The organism is Brucella tritici (assembly GCF_008932295.1).
Taxonomy (GTDB): Bacteria; Pseudomonadota; Alphaproteobacteria; order Rhizobiales; family Rhizobiaceae; genus Brucella; species Brucella tritici.
The window spans coordinates 44,377-61,294 of record NZ_WBWA01000014.1 but is presented as its reverse complement, the minus strand read 5'-3'; the positions used below and the strand labels follow the sequence as shown (position 1 = coordinate 61,294).

Genomic DNA, 16,918 nt, shown 5'->3' with positions numbered 1-16,918 from the left:
GCTATTTCAGTGGCCAGAAAAACATCAGTGTTGGGACTGTTACAATCGCTATGATGATTGATAGTGGGAATCCCAGACGCGGATAATCGCTGAATTTGTAACCGCCCGGTCCCATAACCAGCGTATTGCATTGATGGCCGATTGGTGTGAGGAAATCACAACCAGCGCCGATCGCAACCGCCATCAAAAATGCTTCCGGCTTGAAACCGAGTCCGGAAGCGAAACTTGTTGCGATGGGAGCCATAACAAGCACCGTTGCGGCATTGTTGAGAAATGGTGTCACCATCATCGCGGCCACAAGAATGAGCGCCAATGCACCCGCTGGCGGTAATTGATGGCCGATTGTGGCGAGCCCTTCTGCTATGAGATCTGTGCCGCCGGTTGTTCGTAGCGCATCCGAAACAGGGATGAGTGCCGCAAGCATCACCAGAATTGGACCATCTATTTCGTCATAGACCTCATTAAGAGGGATCACCTTGAACAACAGCATGGCGACGGCAGCGGCAAAAAAAGCGACTGCGACAGGCACAAGGCTTAATGCGGTTGCCCCGATGGCGGCGATCAGAATGGCGAGTGGGATCAATCCACGCCTGACGCTGCCGAGCATCAGCTTGCGGCGGGCGAGCGGCAGTAATTCGAACTCTGGCAGGAAGGTGGATAGATTTGCCTGTCTGCCCTGCAACACGATCACATCACCGAAGCGTAGAATGACCTCACTGAGACGTTCGGTAATACGTTCACCCGGTCGGCTGACAGCCAGCAAGTTGAGATCATAGCGCGCGAAAAGGGCAAGTCTCTGGGCTGTCAGTCCGACGAGGCGAGAATTCTTGCCGATAACGGCTTCTACCACCTCGATGTCGGTGGAGCCGCTAGTCTCGGAGGGGTTGCGATTTTCGGACAAGGTGAGTTTTCCAGCGCTTATGATCGCATCGAGCGCCTTTGGGTCTCCTTCGAGAAGGACGACATCTCCTTCGGTCAGCATCGTATCGGGAAGTGGTGTCAATCGCTGGTCGTTGCGTATGATGGAAGTCACCATCGCTTCGCCTTCAGCCGCCTTGATGAGATCGGTCACGCGCTTGCCGGTCATCGTCGAAGATTTGGTGATACGTGCTTCGGACGCGTAATTCTTGATCTTGATTGCTTCGTCCAGCGATACGTTTTCGCGAGTGCGTTGTGGAACGAGCCAATAAAAAAGCGCCAGATAGATGAGCCCTACGGCTGATAGCACGGCACCGACGGGGGTGAAGTCAAACATAGTGAATGGTTCGCCGACCATCTCGCCACGTATACGAGAAACGACGATATTCGGCGAAGTACCTACTTGGGTCATCAAGCCGCCGAGCAGTGCGCCGAATGCCATGGGCATGAGAAAGGTCGAGGGGGATACGTTGGAACGGCGCGCGAACTGAAAAGCGACTGGAATCATGATTGCCAGTGCACCGACGTTCTTCACAAAGGCGGAGAGTATAGTAACGACTGCCACCAGAACGACAAGCTGTAGCCTGACGCTGTTCATTTCTGGCAAGAACCGTTGGACTGCCGCTTGCATGAGACCTGAACGTGCAACGCCTGCGCTCACCACCAAGGCACTGCCAACAATGATAACAATGTCATCGCTGAAACCTGAGAAAGCCTGATCGAAGGGGACGACCCCAACAGCTATCGCCAGGAGGAGCGCACAGAGTGCAACCACATCATAACGGAATTTGCCCCAGATAAACGCCCCCATCATGAGTATGATTACTGCAAAGGAGAGTATCTGCTGATGCGTCATCTATCGGAATTTCCTCACAGGCGGAAAAATATTCCACTTCTGTGTAGCGGATAATTTTTAAAACAGAAATCGATTATTATAGCGGGTTGCGCTCCCTTGAGGGCGCAACCCGCTTTGATGTCAATCATTTAAACGCTGACCGTCACCGTCGAAAACATGCACATTTCCTGCTAGGGCACCGACCCTGACGGTCTCGTCGATATTGTGTGCCGAGCGTCCTGCAACGCGGAAAATAAGCGGCTTACCATCCGGCAAACCAGCGTGGATATAACTTTCTGCGCCGACAAGTTCGACAGCTTCAATCCGGACGGTTGCATTGAAACCATCAACATCTGGTTCACCATCCTCCAGAATACGGATATCTTCCGGACGAACGCCGATGGTGAAGTTTCCGGCGGGTGTTTTCACTGCATTGCCAGTTTTCCAGCCAGTGGTGTCTGCGCTTTGCAGCAGGTTCATCGACGGCGAGCCGATAAACGTTGCGACGAACGTGGAGGCTGGCTTTTCGTAAAGCTCGATTGGTGTGCCAACCTGTTCGATATGGCCAGCATTCAGCACGACGAGACGGTCCGCCATGGTCATGGCTTCCATCTGGTCATGTGTCACGTAAACACTGGTGGTGCCGAGCGAGCGTTGGAGGCGCTTGATCTCTACACGCATCTGCACGCGCAGTTTGGCATCCAGATTGGAAAGCGGTTCATCAAAGAGAAAAGCTGCGGGTTCACGCACAATTGCACGCCCCATGGCGACGCGTTGGCGCTGACCACCGGAAAGTTGGCGCGGCTTACGCTCAAGAAAAGGCTCGATTTCGAGTGCCTTTGCCGCTTTGGCAATGCGACGTTCGATTTCATCTTTTGGCGTTTTGCGGTTCTTCAGGCCATAGGCAAGATTTTCTCGAACCGTCATATGCGGATAGAGCGCATAATTCTGGAATACCATGGCGATATCGCGTTCTGCAGGTTCAACATCGTTGACCACACGCTCTCCAATAGAGATTGTGCCGGATGTAATGCCTTCCAGACCGGCAATCATGCGCAGAAGAGTGGATTTACCGCAGCCTGAAGGGCCAACCAGCACTACAAATTCGCCGTCGTTAATCTCCAGCGATACGCCTTTGATGACTTCGACATTGCCGCCATAGCTCTTGCGGACGTTATCAAGAACGATTTTGCTCATTACTTTTCCGTTTCAACGAGACCTTTGACGAACCAGCGCTGCATCAGCACCACAACGAGGATCGGTGGGATGATAGCCAGAATGGCGGTTACCATGACATAGTTCCAAGGCGTGGACGCATCGGCCCAATCGACCATACGGCGCAAACCAATGATGATCGTGTTCATCTTGGCGTCATTGGTAACAAGCAGCGGCCAGAGATATTGGGTCCATCCGTAAATGAAGAGAATGACGAAAAGCGCTGCAATATTCGTCTTTGAAAGGGGAAGCAGAATATCCCGCATGAACCGGAATGGGCCAGCGTTGTCGATACGCGCTGCTTCAACCAGTTCTCCGGGAATGGTGAGGAAGAACTGGCGGAACAGAAATGTTGCCGTCGCGGACGCCATCAATGGCAGCGTGAGCCCCGCATAGGTGTCGATCAAGCCGAGATCGACAATCACCTTGTAGGTGGGCAGGATACGGACCTCCACCGGGAGCATCAACGTTATGAAGATCATCCAGAAGAAGAACATGCGTAGTGGAAAACGAAAAAATACAATCGCGAACGCCGACATGAAGGAGATGATGATCTTGCCGACAGCGATGGCCATGGCGACCACGAACGAGTTCCAAAGAAGTCGCTCGAGACTTACGCCGACGACGCGCTCTACACCGCCGAAGATGGCTTCGCCGTAGTTTTCCACGAAATGATCGCCGGGCAACAGCGAGATTGGCGGGCGGATAATCTGGGTTGAAGTCATCGTCGAAGCGACGAAGGTATAGTAGATCGGAAAGGCGACGATAATGATGCCTACGATCAGAATCAGATGTCCGATAAGATTTGAGACTGGGCGTTTTTCTATCATTGTCGCCTCACTCACGAATAATGCACACGCTTCTCGACGAAGCGGAACTGAAAGGCTGTCAAGGCAATAACAATTGCCATCAGAATAACGGACTGTGCCGAAGAAGAGCCGAGGTTCAGGTTGACGAAACCGTCATTGTAAACCTTATAGACTAGCGTTTCGGTTGCTCTGGCAGGTCCCCCGCCTGTCACAGCATGGATGATGCCGAATGTGTCGAAGAAGGCATAGACAGTGTTCACGACCAGCAGGAAGAATGATGTGGGTGCGAGAAGTGGAAATACGATAGACCAGAATCGTCGCGATCCTCGCGCGCCATCGATGGCGGCTGCTTCGATTAACGATTTAGGAATTGCCTGTAACCCTGCAACAAAGAATAGAAAGTTATAAGAAATCTGCTTCCATGCGGCTGCGACGACGACGAGGCCCATGGCCTGATTACCATCAAGCAGAGGATCCCAGGCGATGCCATTGCGGCGCAGAATATAGGCAAAAGTGCCCATCGCCGGGTTGAACATGAATAGCCACAACATGCCTGCGACGGCGGGAGCCACAGCATAAGGCCAGATCAGGAGCGTACGATAAAACGTCTTGCCGCGGATAACGCGATCTGCTGCCGTTGCAAGTAATAGTGCTGCACCCATCGCAAGCAGTGCGGTCAGTATATTGAAGACAATGGTTACTCTGAACGAGTGTAGATAGTTGGGGTCAGCCAGAACGGTTGTAAAGTTGGCCAGTCCCACAAATGTAGACTTCAATCCGAATGCGTCTTCACGCATGAAGGACTGATAAATTGCCTGACTGGCTGGCCAGAAGAAAAACACCACGGTCAGAACGATCTGTGGGGCCAGCAGGAAATAGGGCAAGACTTTATTCGGAAAGGTAACTTTCTGCACGGGGAGCTTCCTCGTGGGTAACAAGGCCGCCTGCCACAGAGACAGGCGGCGTTGTGTCAATGTGATCGATTACTGAGCTGCGGCAATCGCGTCGTTAGCACGCTTGACGCCGTTTTCGAGTGCCGTTTTCGCATCCTGCTTACCGCCGAGCATGGCTTCGAATTCTTCGTTCAGAATATCGCGAACCTGCGGCAGGTTGATGAGACGAACACCCTTTGAATTTTCGGTCGGTGCCTTGCCCATCATCTGGAGGATAGGTGTCTCACGGCCCGGATTTTTTTCATAGAAATCCGACTTCTTGGTTTCCTCGTATGCAGCCAGCGTCACAGGCAGATAGCCCGACTTTTCGTGCAGCTTGACCTGGATTTTGGTCTGCGAGAGGAAGTTGAAGAATTCTGCTACGCCCTTGTACTGTTCGTCGCTGAGACCGGCGAAGACCCAGAGAGCTGCACCGCCAGGGATCGTGTTCTGCGGGCCGTGCCCTTCATAGTAAGGTAGCTGACCGATACCGTAGTTGATGCCGGACTTTACAACATCTCCGAGGCCGCCGGAGGATTCGGTCAACATTGCGCATTCACTGGAGGTGAAAAGCTGCTTGGCTTCCGATGTGCGGCCGCCATAGCGGAACGTCCCATCTTTCGCGAGATCGGCAATCGACTGGAAGTGCTGGATGTAAAGCGGTGAGTTGATCTCGAGCTTTACATCGGTTCCGCCAAGGCCGTTTTCATTGGTACCATAAGGGACGTTGTTCCAGGCAGCAAAGTTTTCGGTCTGAATCCAAGTCAACCATGTAGAGGTGAAACCGCACGGTGCCGCGCCGCTGGACTTGATCTTCTTGGCTGCTTCGAAAACTTCCGGCCATGTTTTTGGCGGGTTGTTTTCATCGAGGCCAGCCTTCTTGAAGGTGTCCTTGTTGTAATAGAGGATCGGCGACGAGGAATTATACGGGAAAGACAGCATCGTGCCGTCCGGTTTCGAATAGTAAGCGACGATGCCGGGCAAATATTGAGACTTGTCAAACTTGAAGCCGCCCTTTTCCAATACCTCAGCGGCAGGAACCACGGCGCCCTCGGCCGCCATCATAACACCACTACCAGCGTCGAAGACTTGAAGGATCGCAGGCGGCTGTTTTGAACGGAACGCAGCGATGCCGGCATTCAACGTTTCGGGATAAGTGCCCTTATAGACGGGAACGATCTTGTATTCGCTCTGACTTTCGTTGAACTCTTTCGAGAGCTCATTCACCATTTCGTTGTTGGCACCGGTCATGCCATGCCACCATGCCAGTTCCGTCTGGGCAAATGCCTGCGAACCGATGGTGAGGGCGAGGGCGCTCGTCAGCGCCGAAGTCGTAATCAGACGGATAAGCATGTTTCCTCCTCGAGTGTGAGATTGCGTGAACATTCGAGCTCATTGGTAATGGCCTCAAAGTTCCGACATCCGCGGTATATTCATTGCACTTATATGAATGCAATTTTTGCCAAAGGATCAACCTTCGATTCTCCCAATGGCAGAATAAATACGAAAACGATAGCATTCGAAATGAAAAAAAACGAAAGGCAAGTGATAATCGTGGGGAGAACATGTGTATAATTAAGGCGTTGGGAATGCCACCCAAAGCCACTTCCGCATGATGATTTCAGGTTTGCTGGCCGACGGATTGACCAACGCGCCAGACTGAACTGATATATGCCTTTCGAATCTGGTCGATGATTTTATCGAGATGTGTCTTCAACCGGATCGGACATTACCCAATTTGCTGACAGGTGAAGTTATGCCGAGTGACGATCGCAGGAAAAGTCGCGTTACACTTCTGGATGTGGCACGCCACGCCAATGTGTCGCGCGCGACCGCTTCCCTCGTCATTCGCAAAAGCCCGTTGGTGGGAGCGGCAACGCGCGAGAAAGTAGAAAAATCCCTGCAGGAGCTGGGGTATGTCTACAATATGGGGGCGGCCAGTCTCCGGGTAGAGCGGTCGAATACGGTTGGCGTCATCGTGCCCACTCTCGGCAACCCGTTTTACGGCGAGTTGCTTTCGGGAATAGATAGCGTTGTGGGTGAAGCAGGGCTGGTCGTTCTGCTCGCCAATAGTCACGAGAACTTTGCCAATCAAAGCACTCTCATGCAGCGTATGCGCGAACATGGTGTGGATGGCTTGATCATGTCGCCGACCGCAGAAACGGCACCCGAATTCATCGAGCAGATCGCTGACTGGGGTTTGCCTGTAGTGCAAGTGCTTCGCCATGTGACTGATCGAATTGACTATGCAGGTGTTGATTATGCAGGCGGTATGCGACAGGCGGTCAATCATCTTGCCAGGCTTGGGCATAGAACAATCGCATTCGCTGTACACGAGCCGATTCATTCAGCATATCGCGAGCGTGTCGAAGGGTTTCGCGATGCGATGCAACAGCAAGGCCTCGATTCCGAAATGATTGTTCGCTTCCCGCATATCATGCCGGAAATTGCCAAAGCAGCTCCAATACTCTTTCAAGACGGTCGGGAGCCGACGGCGGCGATCTGCTTCAATGACGTGATTGCGCTGGGCCTTTCTGCTGGCCTCTATGATTGCGGGAGGAAAATAGGTGAGGATTTTTCCCTGATAGGCTTCGATGACGTAAGCGATGCCGAAGCAACACGCCCGCGCCTGAGTTCAGTGTCAACCCGACCTGTTACTGTTGGCCAAAACGCTGCTCGACTGCTTCTTTCCCGCTTGGCAAATTCGGAAAGGCAGGCAGAGCGGATCGTCAGTGAGACATATTTGCAGGTTAGACAGTCCTGTGGACCGGCAAAAACATCTGTCGTCTAATCCCAATTAATGATTGACGAGCGAGACTAAACTTATTTAGATCGATCTAAATTTATTGCCGTCGGGAGGAAAAGTCGGCATAATCGGTGTACCGGGAGGTTCAGCATTGTACAATTTCAACTTCGCGCCCGTTTTCGCGTCGATGGATAAGCTGCTTGTCGGTGCATGGCAGACAATTGAGCTTTCCTGCGCTGCCATGGTGTTTGGCTTGATTGTTTCGATTGTCTGCGCCGTTGGTAAGACGTCCGGTCCAAAGCCAGTCCGTTTCATTATTGACGCCTATATCGAAATCATCCGCAACACACCGTTTCTGGTGCAGATTTTCTTCATCTTCTTTGGGTTGCCGTCTGCCGGTTTGCGTCTGTCACCCAACAGCGCCGCGCTTCTCGCGCTGGTCGTGAATTTCGGTGCCTATGGTACGGAGATTATTCGTGCTGGCATTGAATCTATTCACAAAGGCCAGGTGGAAGCTGGAACTGCACTCGGTCTCTCCAAGCTGCAGGTCTTCCGCTATGTCATTATGAAACCGGCATTGCGGACGGTCTACCCGTCGCTCACGAGCCAGTTCATCTATCTGATGCTGACTTCAAGTGTTGTCTCCGTGATCTCCGCAAATGAGCTTGCAGCCGCCGGTAACGATCTCCAGTCGGCGACCTTTGCGAGCTTTGAGGTCTATATAGTTATCACGCTCATGTATCTCGTCATGTCCATCGGTTTCTCGGCCATCTTCGCACTGATCGAAAAGCTGGCATTCAAATACCCGTTGAGCCGATAGGAGCAGGCCATGATCAGACCTTTCGGCTGGAACGAATTTCTCATTATCGTCTATGCAGCGCAGTGGACCATTGCTCTTTCAGCTATTGCATTTGCTGGCGGTGGTATCGGAGGATTGCTTGTCGCACTGATGCGTGTTTCGGACGCTCGTGCTCCGCGTTACATCGCGCTCGGCTTCATTCGGCTGTTTCAGGGCACACCACTTCTGATGCAGCTCTTTCTGGTGTTCTTCGGCCTCAATATTTTTGGCCTGGGTATCAATCCGTGGATTGCCGCGACCATCGCACTGACATTGCATGCGAGCGCTTTTCTCGGAGAAATTTGGCGTGGTTGTATTGATGCGGTGCCGCCCGGACAACGCGAAGCAGCAACAGCGCTGGGACTACGCTATTACAATCGCATGCGTTACGTAATCCTGCCACAGGCAGCACGCATTTCGGTTGCGCCAACGGTCGGGTTTCTCGTGCAGCTCATAAAAGGCACGTCGCTTGCCGCGATCATTGGTTTTACAGAACTGACGCGACAGGGACAGATTATCAATAACGCGACGTTTAGCCCGTTCATGGTGTTTGGCACGGTGGCGGCTGTCTATTTTGTCCTGTGTTGGCCGCTATCCATTTTGGCACGCCGTATGGAAACGAGGTTTTCTCGCGCTACTGCCCGGTAGTGGCAGTTGGGTGTTTAGGGAAGAAGATCAGCATTTCTGACCGAATGAGAACCAAACTGGTGTCGGGAAATGCGATGAAAAATAACGAAACAGTGCCGGCGAGGAGACCGGCATTCAATAGGGAAGGAATAAACATGACTATCAGCAGACGTTTGGCAATGGCCTTGATTGGTGCGGGTGCTCTCGCAACGGCGTTCGCATCGGCTGTATCTGCGCAAACCGTTGACGGCATCAAGTCTGCCGGGAAAATCAAGATCGGTATGCTGGTCGATTTTCCGCCGTTTGGCATCATGAATACCAATAACGAACCGGATGGTTATGACGCCGATGTGGCGAAGTTGCTGGCCAAGGAACTAGGCGTTGAAGCTCAGATCGTACCGGTTACCGGTCCCAACCGTATTCCTTATCTGCAGAGCGGGCAGGTTGATGTTCTGGTTGCCTCGTTGGGTATCACCGAGGAACGCGCCAAGAGCGTTGACTTTTCACAGCCCTATGCGGGCATTTCGATCGGCGTGTTCGGACCGAAGGATACTGCCGTTGCAAAGCCAGAAGACCTGTCGGGCAAAACCATCGGCGTTGCACGCGCTTCGACACAGGACACGGCAGTAACCAAGGTTGCGCCGCAGGACGCCAACATACGTCGCTTCGATGATGATGCGAGCGCTGTGCAGGCCCTGCTTTCGGGGCAGGTTGAGTTGATTGGGCTTTCCAATGTCGTGGCTGCCGAGATCGAAAAGGCTGCGCCGGGCCGTTATGAACAGAAGATCCAACTCAGCCAGCAGGTACAGGGGATCGCTGTTCGCAAAGGTTCGACCGAAATGCTCGAATTCGTCAACAAATTCATCGAAAAGGCGAAGAGCGACGGCGAATTGAACAAGATCCATGAAAAGTGGCTCGGTACGCCTCTGCCAGATTTTGTTTCTCAAGCAAAGTGAGCTCTCGAATTTCGTCATGCCCGTCCATTCGGTGGGCATGACGACCCAGTCCACGAAAGTGAGTTTCTCAACATGAACCAGACGGCTCAGGGAAAAGCGAACCGGATTCCGCAGGATGCTTCCGATCCTGCAGTGCTCATGCAGGGTGTGAACAAGTGGTACGGCACTTATCATGCTCTCAGAGATATTGATCTGAATGTCGCTCGCGGTGAACGTATCGTTATTTGTGGCCCATCCGGTTCGGGAAAGTCGACCCTTATCCGCTGTATCAATCAGCTGGAGACCATTCAGGAGGGCCGCATCATTGTTGACGGCCACGATCTGACGGCGGGTGGAAAGAACGTGGATATTGTCCGACAGGAAACCGGCATGGTTTTCCAGCAGTTCAACCTCTTTCCCCATATGACGGTTCTTGAGAATTGCACTTTGGCTCCGATGAAAGTGCGTGGTGTTTCCAAGTTGGAAGCTGAAAAGATAGCGCGCAAATATCTGGAGCGTGTCCGCATTCCTGAACAGGCGGATAAATATCCGGCACAGCTATCCGGCGGTCAGCAACAGCGCGTGGCGATTGCACGTGCACTCTGCATGAATCCCAAGATCATGCTTTTCGATGAACCGACTTCGGCACTTGATCCTGAAATGGTCAAGGAAGTTCTCGACACCATGATCGATCTTGCCAAGGAAGGTATGACCATGCTCTGCGTTACCCATGAAATGGGCTTCGCACGACAGGTGGCAGACCGTGTCATCTTCATGGACCAAGGGCAAATTCTCGAAATGGCGGAGCCGGAAGAATTTTTCGGCAACCCGAAACATGAGCGCACGAAGGCGTTTATCGGTCAGATTTCCTGATCGTCTCCAATAGTTTAGTAATGGAGTTTGAAGTGACGAACGAAGTTCTGCTCATCGAACCGATGATGCGGCTGATCGAAGAACGACTGGACGCAACATACAAGGTTCTCCGCCTGTACAAGCCGGAAGACAAGGCGGCCATTGATACGAGCCTCGGCACAATTCGTGCCGTTGTTACCGGCGGTGGAACGGGGCTCTCCAACGAATGGATGGAGCGTCTGCCATCGCTAGGCATGATCGCCATCAATGGTGTTGGTACGGACAAGGTCGATCTAACCTTCGCAAGAGATCGGAACATCCATGTCAGCACCACGCCAGGTGTTTTGACCGACGATGTTGCCGACACGGGCATTGCCCTCATGCTGGCAGTTATGCGCCATATTGTTACCGGCGACCAGTTTGTGCGGGAAAGAAAATGGGCTCGTCGCGAAGGATTTCCTCTTGGTGTTAGCCCCAAAGGCAAGCGGGTTGGCGTCCTGGGACTTGGCCAGATCGGAAAATCCTTTGCACGACGCGCGGAAGCATTCGGCATGGAAGTGCACTATTGGAACCGCTCGCCTGTCGCCGGTACAAACTGGGTTGCGCATGCAACGCCCGTGGAACTTGCGCAGGAGAGCGATGTACTCGCGGTTTGCGTTGCCGCTAACCCATCAACGGCCAATATCGTCAACGCGGATGTTCTCGCAGCCCTTGGCGGCAAGGGCTATGTGGTCAATGTGGCGCGTGGCAGTGTTGTTGATGAGGATGCGCTTCTGGCTGCTTTGAATAATGGAACCATCGCTGGAGCCGGCCTTGATGTTTTCGTCAACGAGCCGACGATCAAGGAAGACTTTCTACGCGCGCCGAATACGGTACTGATGCCGCATCAGGGCAGTGCAACAGTAGAAACACGTGTCGGAATGGGCGAATTGGTTCTCGCCAATCTTGCCGCATATTTTTCCGGCGATGTCCCGCCTACCAAGGTAAACTGAGTTACTTCGATGATTGTCAGACAAGCCTTTTTTGAAGGCACTATTCATGCTGGGCGCGAGGATGCGTTCAAAGCTTATGTTGCCGATACTCTTCTGCCGATGTGGCTCAACTTTCCGGGTATCAGGGAAGTTCGTGTTCTTTACGCTGTCAAACGTGACGAAGGTGCTCCAGCCTATCCGATGGTGCTTTGGACCATGTATGACAGCGAGGAGGCATTGTCGGAAGCGCTCGCGTCACCTGTGCGATACGAAAGCCGGGAGGCTACGAAAGGCCTCCTCGAAATGTTCGATGGTCATATTCACCATCATGTTTTCGATCTCACCCTTGAAGGGTGAGATCGCTTCAATTCGCCGTTTAAGCGCCCCAGGTACGTTCAAGTACATTGATCCAGTTCGCATGGGCCAACTTGACGATGGAAGCATCGTCAAAACCGTGTTTACGGAAGGCTTCTATGACGAGCTGTAGATCGCCAACATCGCGAAGTGTTGAAGAAATCGTGGTGCCGTCAAAATCGGAACCTAGAGCCAGATGGTCGATTCCGATGCGGTTGACGATGTAATCAGCATGGCGAACGAGTTCGCTCAGATCGGTATTGGGATCGCGCTTTCCGTCTTCACGCAGGAATGAAACGCCAAAGTTAAGCCCGACGAGGCCGCCAGTATCGCGTATAGCGTCGAGTTGCTTGTCCGTCAGGTTGCGGCTTTGCTGGCAAAGCGCGTGAGCATTTGAATGCGAAGCGATGAGCGGTGCATCGGAAATAGCTGCGATGTCCCAGAACCCTTTTTCGTTCATATGGGAAAGGTCGACCATGACCTTGAGTTCGTTACAGGCGCGAATGAGTGCCTTGCCATGATCGGAGAGGCCGGGACCGATGTCGGGCGATGCCGGAAACCGGAAAGGTATGCCGTGGGCAAAAATATTTGGGCGGCTCCAGACGGGTCCCAGCGTTCTCAAGCCCGCCTCATGCAAAACATAAAGGGCATCAAGGTCTTCGCTAAAAGCCTCCACACCTTCGATATGATAGACAGAAGCGAAAATACCCTTGGCAAATGCATCGCGAATATCGGCAGCCGTGCGGCAAATGCGGACCTTGCCCTCCGATGCTCGTTCGATCTTCAGCAGGATCGCCGACATGGCGAGCGTTGCTTTCATTGCGTCCGTCTGGCTCGGCGTTGCCAGATTGCCGTTTGCGTCGAGTTCTCGTGAAGGCGAGGGCACATATACTGCGCAAAGACCACCGCCCAGCCCACCCTTTTGTGCGCGTGGAAGGTCAATATGTCCGACTTTCTCGCCTTCAAGAAAGCGCTTTTCCGGCGCGGAAGCGTCAGATGACCATAGGCGCAGCAGCACATCGTTGTGACCATCGAAAACGGGTATCATCTGTTCGGTCGCCATGGGAAAGCCTTTTCAAATCAAATCCAGGATTTGAGGGGGTGATGGACCCAAGTGAGAAGAATTGCAAATGCGATTTCGGTCACTCGGTATGACGGCACTGCATGAAGGGTGATTCTTTCATATGAAATAACTCTTTTAGTTTATCCTCATGCAAACTCTGCATAGGGAATGCAAAATTCTGCATTGGCCCCTGCCTCCGCTGACGTGATAGCGGGAAGCTGGAAAAATGTATCCAGAGATAGAACGCTGTCTATATGGCCCCAAATATCAGGAAGCCTTTCAGGAAGCGTTGCAAGAGGAGCTCTCAATGATTTCAAGACGCGGTTTTCTGGCAGGCGCTGCTGCCGTTCCTTTCCTGTCCTATGCAAGCATTTTGCCTGCCATCGGAGCCGGACGTCAGGATATTCTGGTTGTGGCCCAGCAGCTCGACAATATGACCAGTCTTGATCCGCATGAGAGCTTTGAAGCTGTCGGCAGCGAAATCTGCAACAATATGTATCAGCGTCTGGTGCATCCAAGCCTTACCAATCCGGATCAGGTGGAAGGTGGTGTTGCTGTTTCCTGGGAAGCGGATGCTGACGGAAAAGTCTTCACCTTCAAGATCGATCCGAATGCGAAATTTGCAAGCGGCGCACAGATCACGGCTGAGGATGTTGCCTTCTCGTTGCAGCGCGCGATCAAGATGAACAAGGGTCCGGCTTTCATCATTGGCCAGTTCGGTTTTACGCCTGAAAATGCGGAGAAGAACATCGTTGCAACTGATCCGTCGGCATTGACTTTGACGGTTGAGCAGTCAACGTCGCTGCCTTTCCTGCTGTATTGCCTGTCGGCCAGTGTCGCCAGCATTGTGGAAAAGAAGACCGTTCTGGAAAATACCTCCGGTGACGATCTCGGTAACGGCTGGCTTCAGAAGAACAGCGCCGGTTCGGGTGAATGGGTTCTTGTTTCCTGGAAGCCAAGCGAAAGCATTATGCTGAACGTTAATCCGCATGGCGCATATAAGGGCAATGTGAAGCGCATCCTTTTGCGTCACGTTGCGGACCCGTCCTCGCAGCTTCTCATGCTCCAGAAGGGAGACGTCGATATTGCGCGTAACCTCACTACCGAGCAGCTTCGCGTTCTGGATGGCGATGAAAACTATAATCTGGTGCGCAAGGGTGTCGGCGGTTTGATGCTGATGTCGCTCAACCAGAGCGTGGAAGTTCTTGCCAAACCGAAAGTCTGGGAAGCAATCAAGTGGGCTGTGGACTACGATGGCATCCAGAAGAATATCGTGCCGCTGAATTACAAGGTTCACCAAAGCCTCGTTCCTGAAGGTTTTCCGGCCGCGCTGAATGAGAATCCGTTCAAGAAGGATATTACCAAGGCGAAGGCTCTGCTTGCCGAAGCTGGTGTTCCCGATGGCTTTTCTATCAAGATGGATCACTATTCGGCACAACCGAGCCCCGATATCGCTCAGGCGATTCAAGCAAGCCTTGCCGAAATCGGCATCAAGGTAGAGCTGCTGGCTGCTGAAAATCGTCAGGTTCTGACGAAGATGCGCGCTCGTGAACATCAGATGGCATTGACTGTATGGGGATCGGACTATTTCGATCCGAATACCAATGTCGATGTCTTCTGCAACAATCCGGATAATTCTGATGATGCGAAGACGAAGCCTTTTGCATGGCGCTCGCACTTCCAGAATGAGGATTTCTCCAAGAAATCTCTTGCTGCGCGTGATGAACAGGACCCGGCAAAGCGCGTGAAAATGTATGAAGATTTGCAGCGCGAATTCATGAACAATAGCCCGTTCATCATCATGATGCAGAAGTTCGAGACGGCCGCTTGCCGCAAGGATGTTACAGGAATGCGTCTTGGCGTCTTGTCCGATTCCCATTCCTATGCAGGGATCGCCAAGGCGTGAAGAAAAGCCTCAAGAACCTGACCGGTATCCTGAGCAGCGTGTTGATCACGCTGTTCGGGCTTATGGTTATTACTTTCATGATCGGTCGCGTAATGCCGGTCGATCCTGTTATCGCTGCCGTGGGCGACAACGCACCGGAGGCTGTTATTCAGCGTGTCCGCTCGGAGATGGGCCTTGATCAGCCGCTCGTGGTCCAGTTTGTGCACTATGTTGGACAGGTGCTGCACGGTGATTTCGGCAACTCTATTCTGACCCGAAATCCGGTGACGCAGGATATCGCTCGCTATTTTCCCGCGACATTGGAACTGGCAACGGCGGCACTTCTTGTTGCGGCACTTGTCGGCATTCCACTGGGTGTTTGGGCTGCTGTCCGACAGGGTTCCATCGTCGATCAAACGATCCGCGTGGTCTGTCTTGCGGGGCACTCAGTTCCGGTTTTTATGCTAGCCCTGATTTCACTTCTGGTCTTCTATGCGACGCTCGATATCGCACCGGGACCTGGACGGCAGGACATCATCTATGAGGGCATGATCCCACACGTTACCGGCTTGCTCACGATCGACAGCCTGATCGAGGGTGACTGGGATGCATTCTGGGATGCGGTCTATCATATGATCCAGCCAGTTTTGATCCTCGCCTATTTCAGTATGGCGTACATCACGCGTATGACCCGCGCCTTCATGCTTGATGCTCTCAAGGGTGAATTTGTGATTACGGCACGCGCGAAAGGCCTGTCATTGACATCTGTCATCTGGAAGCACGCTTTCCCGACCGTCGCCGTGCAACTCGTGACGGTTCTGGCGTTGACCTATGCAGGTCTGCTCGAAGGTGCTGTCGTGACCGAGACGGTCTTCAGTTGGCCTGGCCTCGGTCAGTATCTGACCGTGTCGCTGATGAATGCCGATATGAATCCGGTTGTGGGTGCTACGCTGCTCATCGGTATCATCTATGTCGGGCTTAATCTGCTCGCCGATATCCTCTATAAAGTTCTGGATCCGCGTGTCCGATGATTTTTGCCAATTTTCATAACTGGGCGCTGGATGAATCGCCCGCTTCCCGCTCTCAGGCCAATTGGGGCAGGCGCTATCGCATCTGGGTAAACCTGCGTGCTAATCCGCTCGCGATGATTGGTCTTTTTATCATCGTCGCTTTCGTCGTTCTGTCACTGGCCGCTCCGCTGTTGGCGCCGTACGATCCGAGCGTTCAGGATCTCGGTAATCGTCTTTCTGTTCCAACTGCAGCGCATTGGTTTGGGACTGATGAACTTGGCCGTGATATTCTTTCGCGCATACTTTACGGTGGCCGCGTAACCCTTGGAATGGTTATCGCCGTCGTCATTCTCGTTGCGCCAATTGGACTCTTCATCGGTTGTATAGCGGGTTATTTCGGCGGTATTGTCGATACGGCGCTGATGCGCGTGACGGATGTCTTTCTAGCGTTTCCACGATTGATCCTTGCGCTTGCCTTCGTGGCTGCGCTGAAGCCGGGCGTCGAAAGTGCCGTGCTTGCAATCGCCTTGACCGCATGGCCGCCCTATGCGCGACTGGCGCGTGCTGAAACAATGACCTTGCGCAAGAGCGATTTCGTTGCAGCCGCCAAGCTGACGGGTGCATCGCCTTTTCGCATTATCCTGCGTCATATCATGCCGCTTTGTGTACCGAGCGTCATTGTGCGCATCACGCTCGATATGAGCTCGATCATCATCACTGCGGCAAGTCTTGGCTTCCTCGGAATGGGCGCGCAGCCGCCATCGCCCGAATGGGGAGCCATGATCGCCACTGCCAAGCGCTTCATTTTCGAACAATGGTGGGTTGCTACTATCCCCGGCATCGCGATCTTCCTCGTATCGCTCGCCTTCAATTTCCTCGGCGACGGTCTGCGCGACGTGCTCGATCCGAAGCAGAATTGAGAGAACAG

16 protein-coding genes are annotated in these 16,918 nt (G+C 53.0%); 10 read left to right on the top strand and 6 right to left on the bottom strand.

Translation table 11 applies throughout. The annotated features are described in order from the left end of the window. Position 1: 1 nt before the first annotated feature. The 5 genes from F9K91_RS15165 to ugpB form a co-directional block, all read right to left on the bottom strand. Positions 2-1,774 (bottom strand): SLC13 family permease, encoded by a 1,773-nt coding sequence (locus F9K91_RS15165; RefSeq protein ID WP_151554572.1) that lies wholly within the window; start codon positions 1,772-1,774, stop codon positions 2-4. Positions 1,775-1,894: 120 nt separating this feature from the next. Next, positions 1,895-2,950, bottom strand: a complete 1,056-nt coding sequence (locus tag F9K91_RS15160; RefSeq protein ID WP_151554573.1) for a sn-glycerol-3-phosphate import ATP-binding protein UgpC — start codon at positions 2,948-2,950, stop codon at positions 1,895-1,897. After that, positions 2,950-3,798: a sn-glycerol-3-phosphate ABC transporter permease UgpE gene (ugpE, locus tag F9K91_RS15155; protein ID WP_061347105.1), complete on the bottom strand. Its 849-nt coding sequence runs from the start codon at positions 3,796-3,798 to the stop codon at positions 2,950-2,952. The genes F9K91_RS15160 and ugpE overlap by 1 nt, the downstream gene beginning before the upstream one ends. 11 nt (positions 3,799-3,809) lie before the next feature. Beyond that, the gene (gene ugpA, locus F9K91_RS15150; protein WP_061347106.1) at positions 3,810-4,691 is read right to left on the bottom strand and encodes a sn-glycerol-3-phosphate ABC transporter permease UgpA; all 882 of its coding nucleotides are present in this window, start codon (positions 4,689-4,691) and stop codon (positions 3,810-3,812) included. 69 nt (positions 4,692-4,760) lie between these two features. Continuing rightward, on the bottom strand, positions 4,761-6,062 hold the full coding sequence (ugpB, locus tag F9K91_RS15145; RefSeq protein WP_167522221.1) for a sn-glycerol-3-phosphate ABC transporter substrate-binding protein UgpB: 1,302 nt from the start codon (positions 6,060-6,062) through the stop codon (positions 4,761-4,763). A 403-nt stretch (positions 6,063-6,465) separates the two neighbouring features. Between ugpB and F9K91_RS15140 the strand changes: the two genes are divergently transcribed. From F9K91_RS15140 to F9K91_RS15110, 7 genes are all read left to right on the top strand, one after another. After that, positions 6,466-7,500 (top strand): LacI family DNA-binding transcriptional regulator, encoded by a 1,035-nt coding sequence (locus F9K91_RS15140; RefSeq protein ID WP_151678110.1) that lies wholly within the window; start codon positions 6,466-6,468, stop codon positions 7,498-7,500. Between the two features lie 106 nt (positions 7,501-7,606). Further along, complete coding sequence (locus tag F9K91_RS15135; protein WP_151651145.1) at positions 7,607-8,275, top strand: amino acid ABC transporter permease; 669 nt, start codon at positions 7,607-7,609, stop codon at positions 8,273-8,275. 9 nt (positions 8,276-8,284) lie between these two features. Continuing rightward, positions 8,285-8,941, top strand: coding sequence for an amino acid ABC transporter permease (locus F9K91_RS15130; RefSeq protein ID WP_151554577.1), 657 nt, complete (start codon positions 8,285-8,287; stop codon positions 8,939-8,941). Positions 8,942-9,075: 134 nt separating this feature from the next. Then, positions 9,076-9,876 carry a transporter substrate-binding domain-containing protein gene (locus F9K91_RS15125; protein ID WP_151554578.1) on the top strand — a complete coding sequence of 267 codons (801 nt, stop codon included), beginning with the start codon at positions 9,076-9,078 and terminating at the stop codon, positions 9,874-9,876. 72 nt (positions 9,877-9,948) lie between these two features. Then, positions 9,949-10,728 carry an amino acid ABC transporter ATP-binding protein gene (locus F9K91_RS15120; protein ID WP_151678109.1) on the top strand — a complete coding sequence of 260 codons (780 nt, stop codon included), beginning with the start codon at positions 9,949-9,951 and terminating at the stop codon, positions 10,726-10,728. 20 nt (positions 10,729-10,748) lie between these two features. Continuing rightward, positions 10,749-11,699 (top strand): 2-hydroxyacid dehydrogenase, encoded by a 951-nt coding sequence (locus tag F9K91_RS15115; protein ID WP_151678108.1) that lies wholly within the window; start codon positions 10,749-10,751, stop codon positions 11,697-11,699. A 9-nt stretch (positions 11,700-11,708) separates the two neighbouring features. Further along, the gene (locus tag F9K91_RS15110) at positions 11,709-12,035 is read left to right on the top strand and encodes a hypothetical protein (RefSeq protein WP_151554581.1); all 327 of its coding nucleotides are present in this window, start codon (positions 11,709-11,711) and stop codon (positions 12,033-12,035) included. Between the two features lie 19 nt (positions 12,036-12,054). On the opposite strand, the gene F9K91_RS15105 is transcribed toward F9K91_RS15110, so the two are convergent. Continuing rightward, positions 12,055-13,095, bottom strand: coding sequence for a dipeptidase (locus F9K91_RS15105; RefSeq protein ID WP_151678107.1), 1,041 nt, complete (start codon positions 13,093-13,095; stop codon positions 12,055-12,057). A gap of 307 nt (positions 13,096-13,402) precedes the next feature. Between F9K91_RS15105 and F9K91_RS15095 the strand changes: the two genes are divergently transcribed. The 3 genes from F9K91_RS15095 to nikC are packed head-to-tail and all read left to right on the top strand — an operon-like array spanning position 13,403 to position 16,910. Then, a complete protein-coding gene (locus tag F9K91_RS15095; protein WP_151678106.1) occupies positions 13,403-15,001 on the top strand; it encodes an ABC transporter substrate-binding protein in 1,599 nt (532 codons plus the stop codon). After that, complete coding sequence (locus F9K91_RS15090) at positions 14,998-16,011, top strand: ABC transporter permease (RefSeq protein WP_151651151.1); 1,014 nt, start codon at positions 14,998-15,000, stop codon at positions 16,009-16,011. Before F9K91_RS15095 ends, F9K91_RS15090 begins: the two co-directional genes overlap by 4 nt. Next, entirely contained in the window at positions 16,008-16,910 is a 903-nt protein-coding gene (gene nikC / locus F9K91_RS15085; RefSeq protein WP_151651152.1) for a nickel transporter permease, read from the top strand. The genes F9K91_RS15090 and nikC overlap by 4 nt, the downstream gene beginning before the upstream one ends. Positions 16,911-16,918 lie beyond the last annotated feature (8 nt).

Bases quoted from the DNA above. Each gene is read 5' to 3' on its own strand.
- F9K91_RS15140 (WP_151678110.1), top strand. From the start codon at position 6,466: ATGCCGAGTGACGATCGCAGGAAAAGTCGCGTTACACTTCTGGATGTG.
- nikC (WP_151651152.1), top strand. From the start codon at position 16,008: ATGATTTTTGCCAATTTTCATAACTGGGCGCTGGATGAATCGCCCGCT.
- ugpB (WP_167522221.1), bottom strand. From the start codon at position 6,062: ATGCTTATCCGTCTGATTACGACTTCGGCGCTGACGAGCGCCCTCGCC.
- F9K91_RS15130 (WP_151554577.1), top strand. From the start codon at position 8,285: ATGATCAGACCTTTCGGCTGGAACGAATTTCTCATTATCGTCTATGCA.
- F9K91_RS15165 (WP_151554572.1), bottom strand. From the start codon at position 1,774: ATGACGCATCAGCAGATACTCTCCTTTGCAGTAATCATACTCATGATG.
- F9K91_RS15105 (WP_151678107.1), bottom strand. From the start codon at position 13,095: ATGGCGACCGAACAGATGATACCCGTTTTCGATGGTCACAACGATGTG.
- ugpE (WP_061347105.1), bottom strand. From the start codon at position 3,798: ATGATAGAAAAACGCCCAGTCTCAAATCTTATCGGACATCTGATTCTG.
- F9K91_RS15120 (WP_151678109.1), top strand. From the start codon at position 9,949: ATGAACCAGACGGCTCAGGGAAAAGCGAACCGGATTCCGCAGGATGCT.
- F9K91_RS15115 (WP_151678108.1), top strand. From the start codon at position 10,749: ATGGAGTTTGAAGTGACGAACGAAGTTCTGCTCATCGAACCGATGATG.
- F9K91_RS15110 (WP_151554581.1), top strand. From the start codon at position 11,709: ATGATTGTCAGACAAGCCTTTTTTGAAGGCACTATTCATGCTGGGCGC.
- F9K91_RS15160 (WP_151554573.1), bottom strand. From the start codon at position 2,950: ATGAGCAAAATCGTTCTTGATAACGTCCGCAAGAGCTATGGCGGCAAT.
- F9K91_RS15125 (WP_151554578.1), top strand. From the start codon at position 9,076: ATGACTATCAGCAGACGTTTGGCAATGGCCTTGATTGGTGCGGGTGCT.
- F9K91_RS15095 (WP_151678106.1), top strand. From the start codon at position 13,403: ATGATTTCAAGACGCGGTTTTCTGGCAGGCGCTGCTGCCGTTCCTTTC.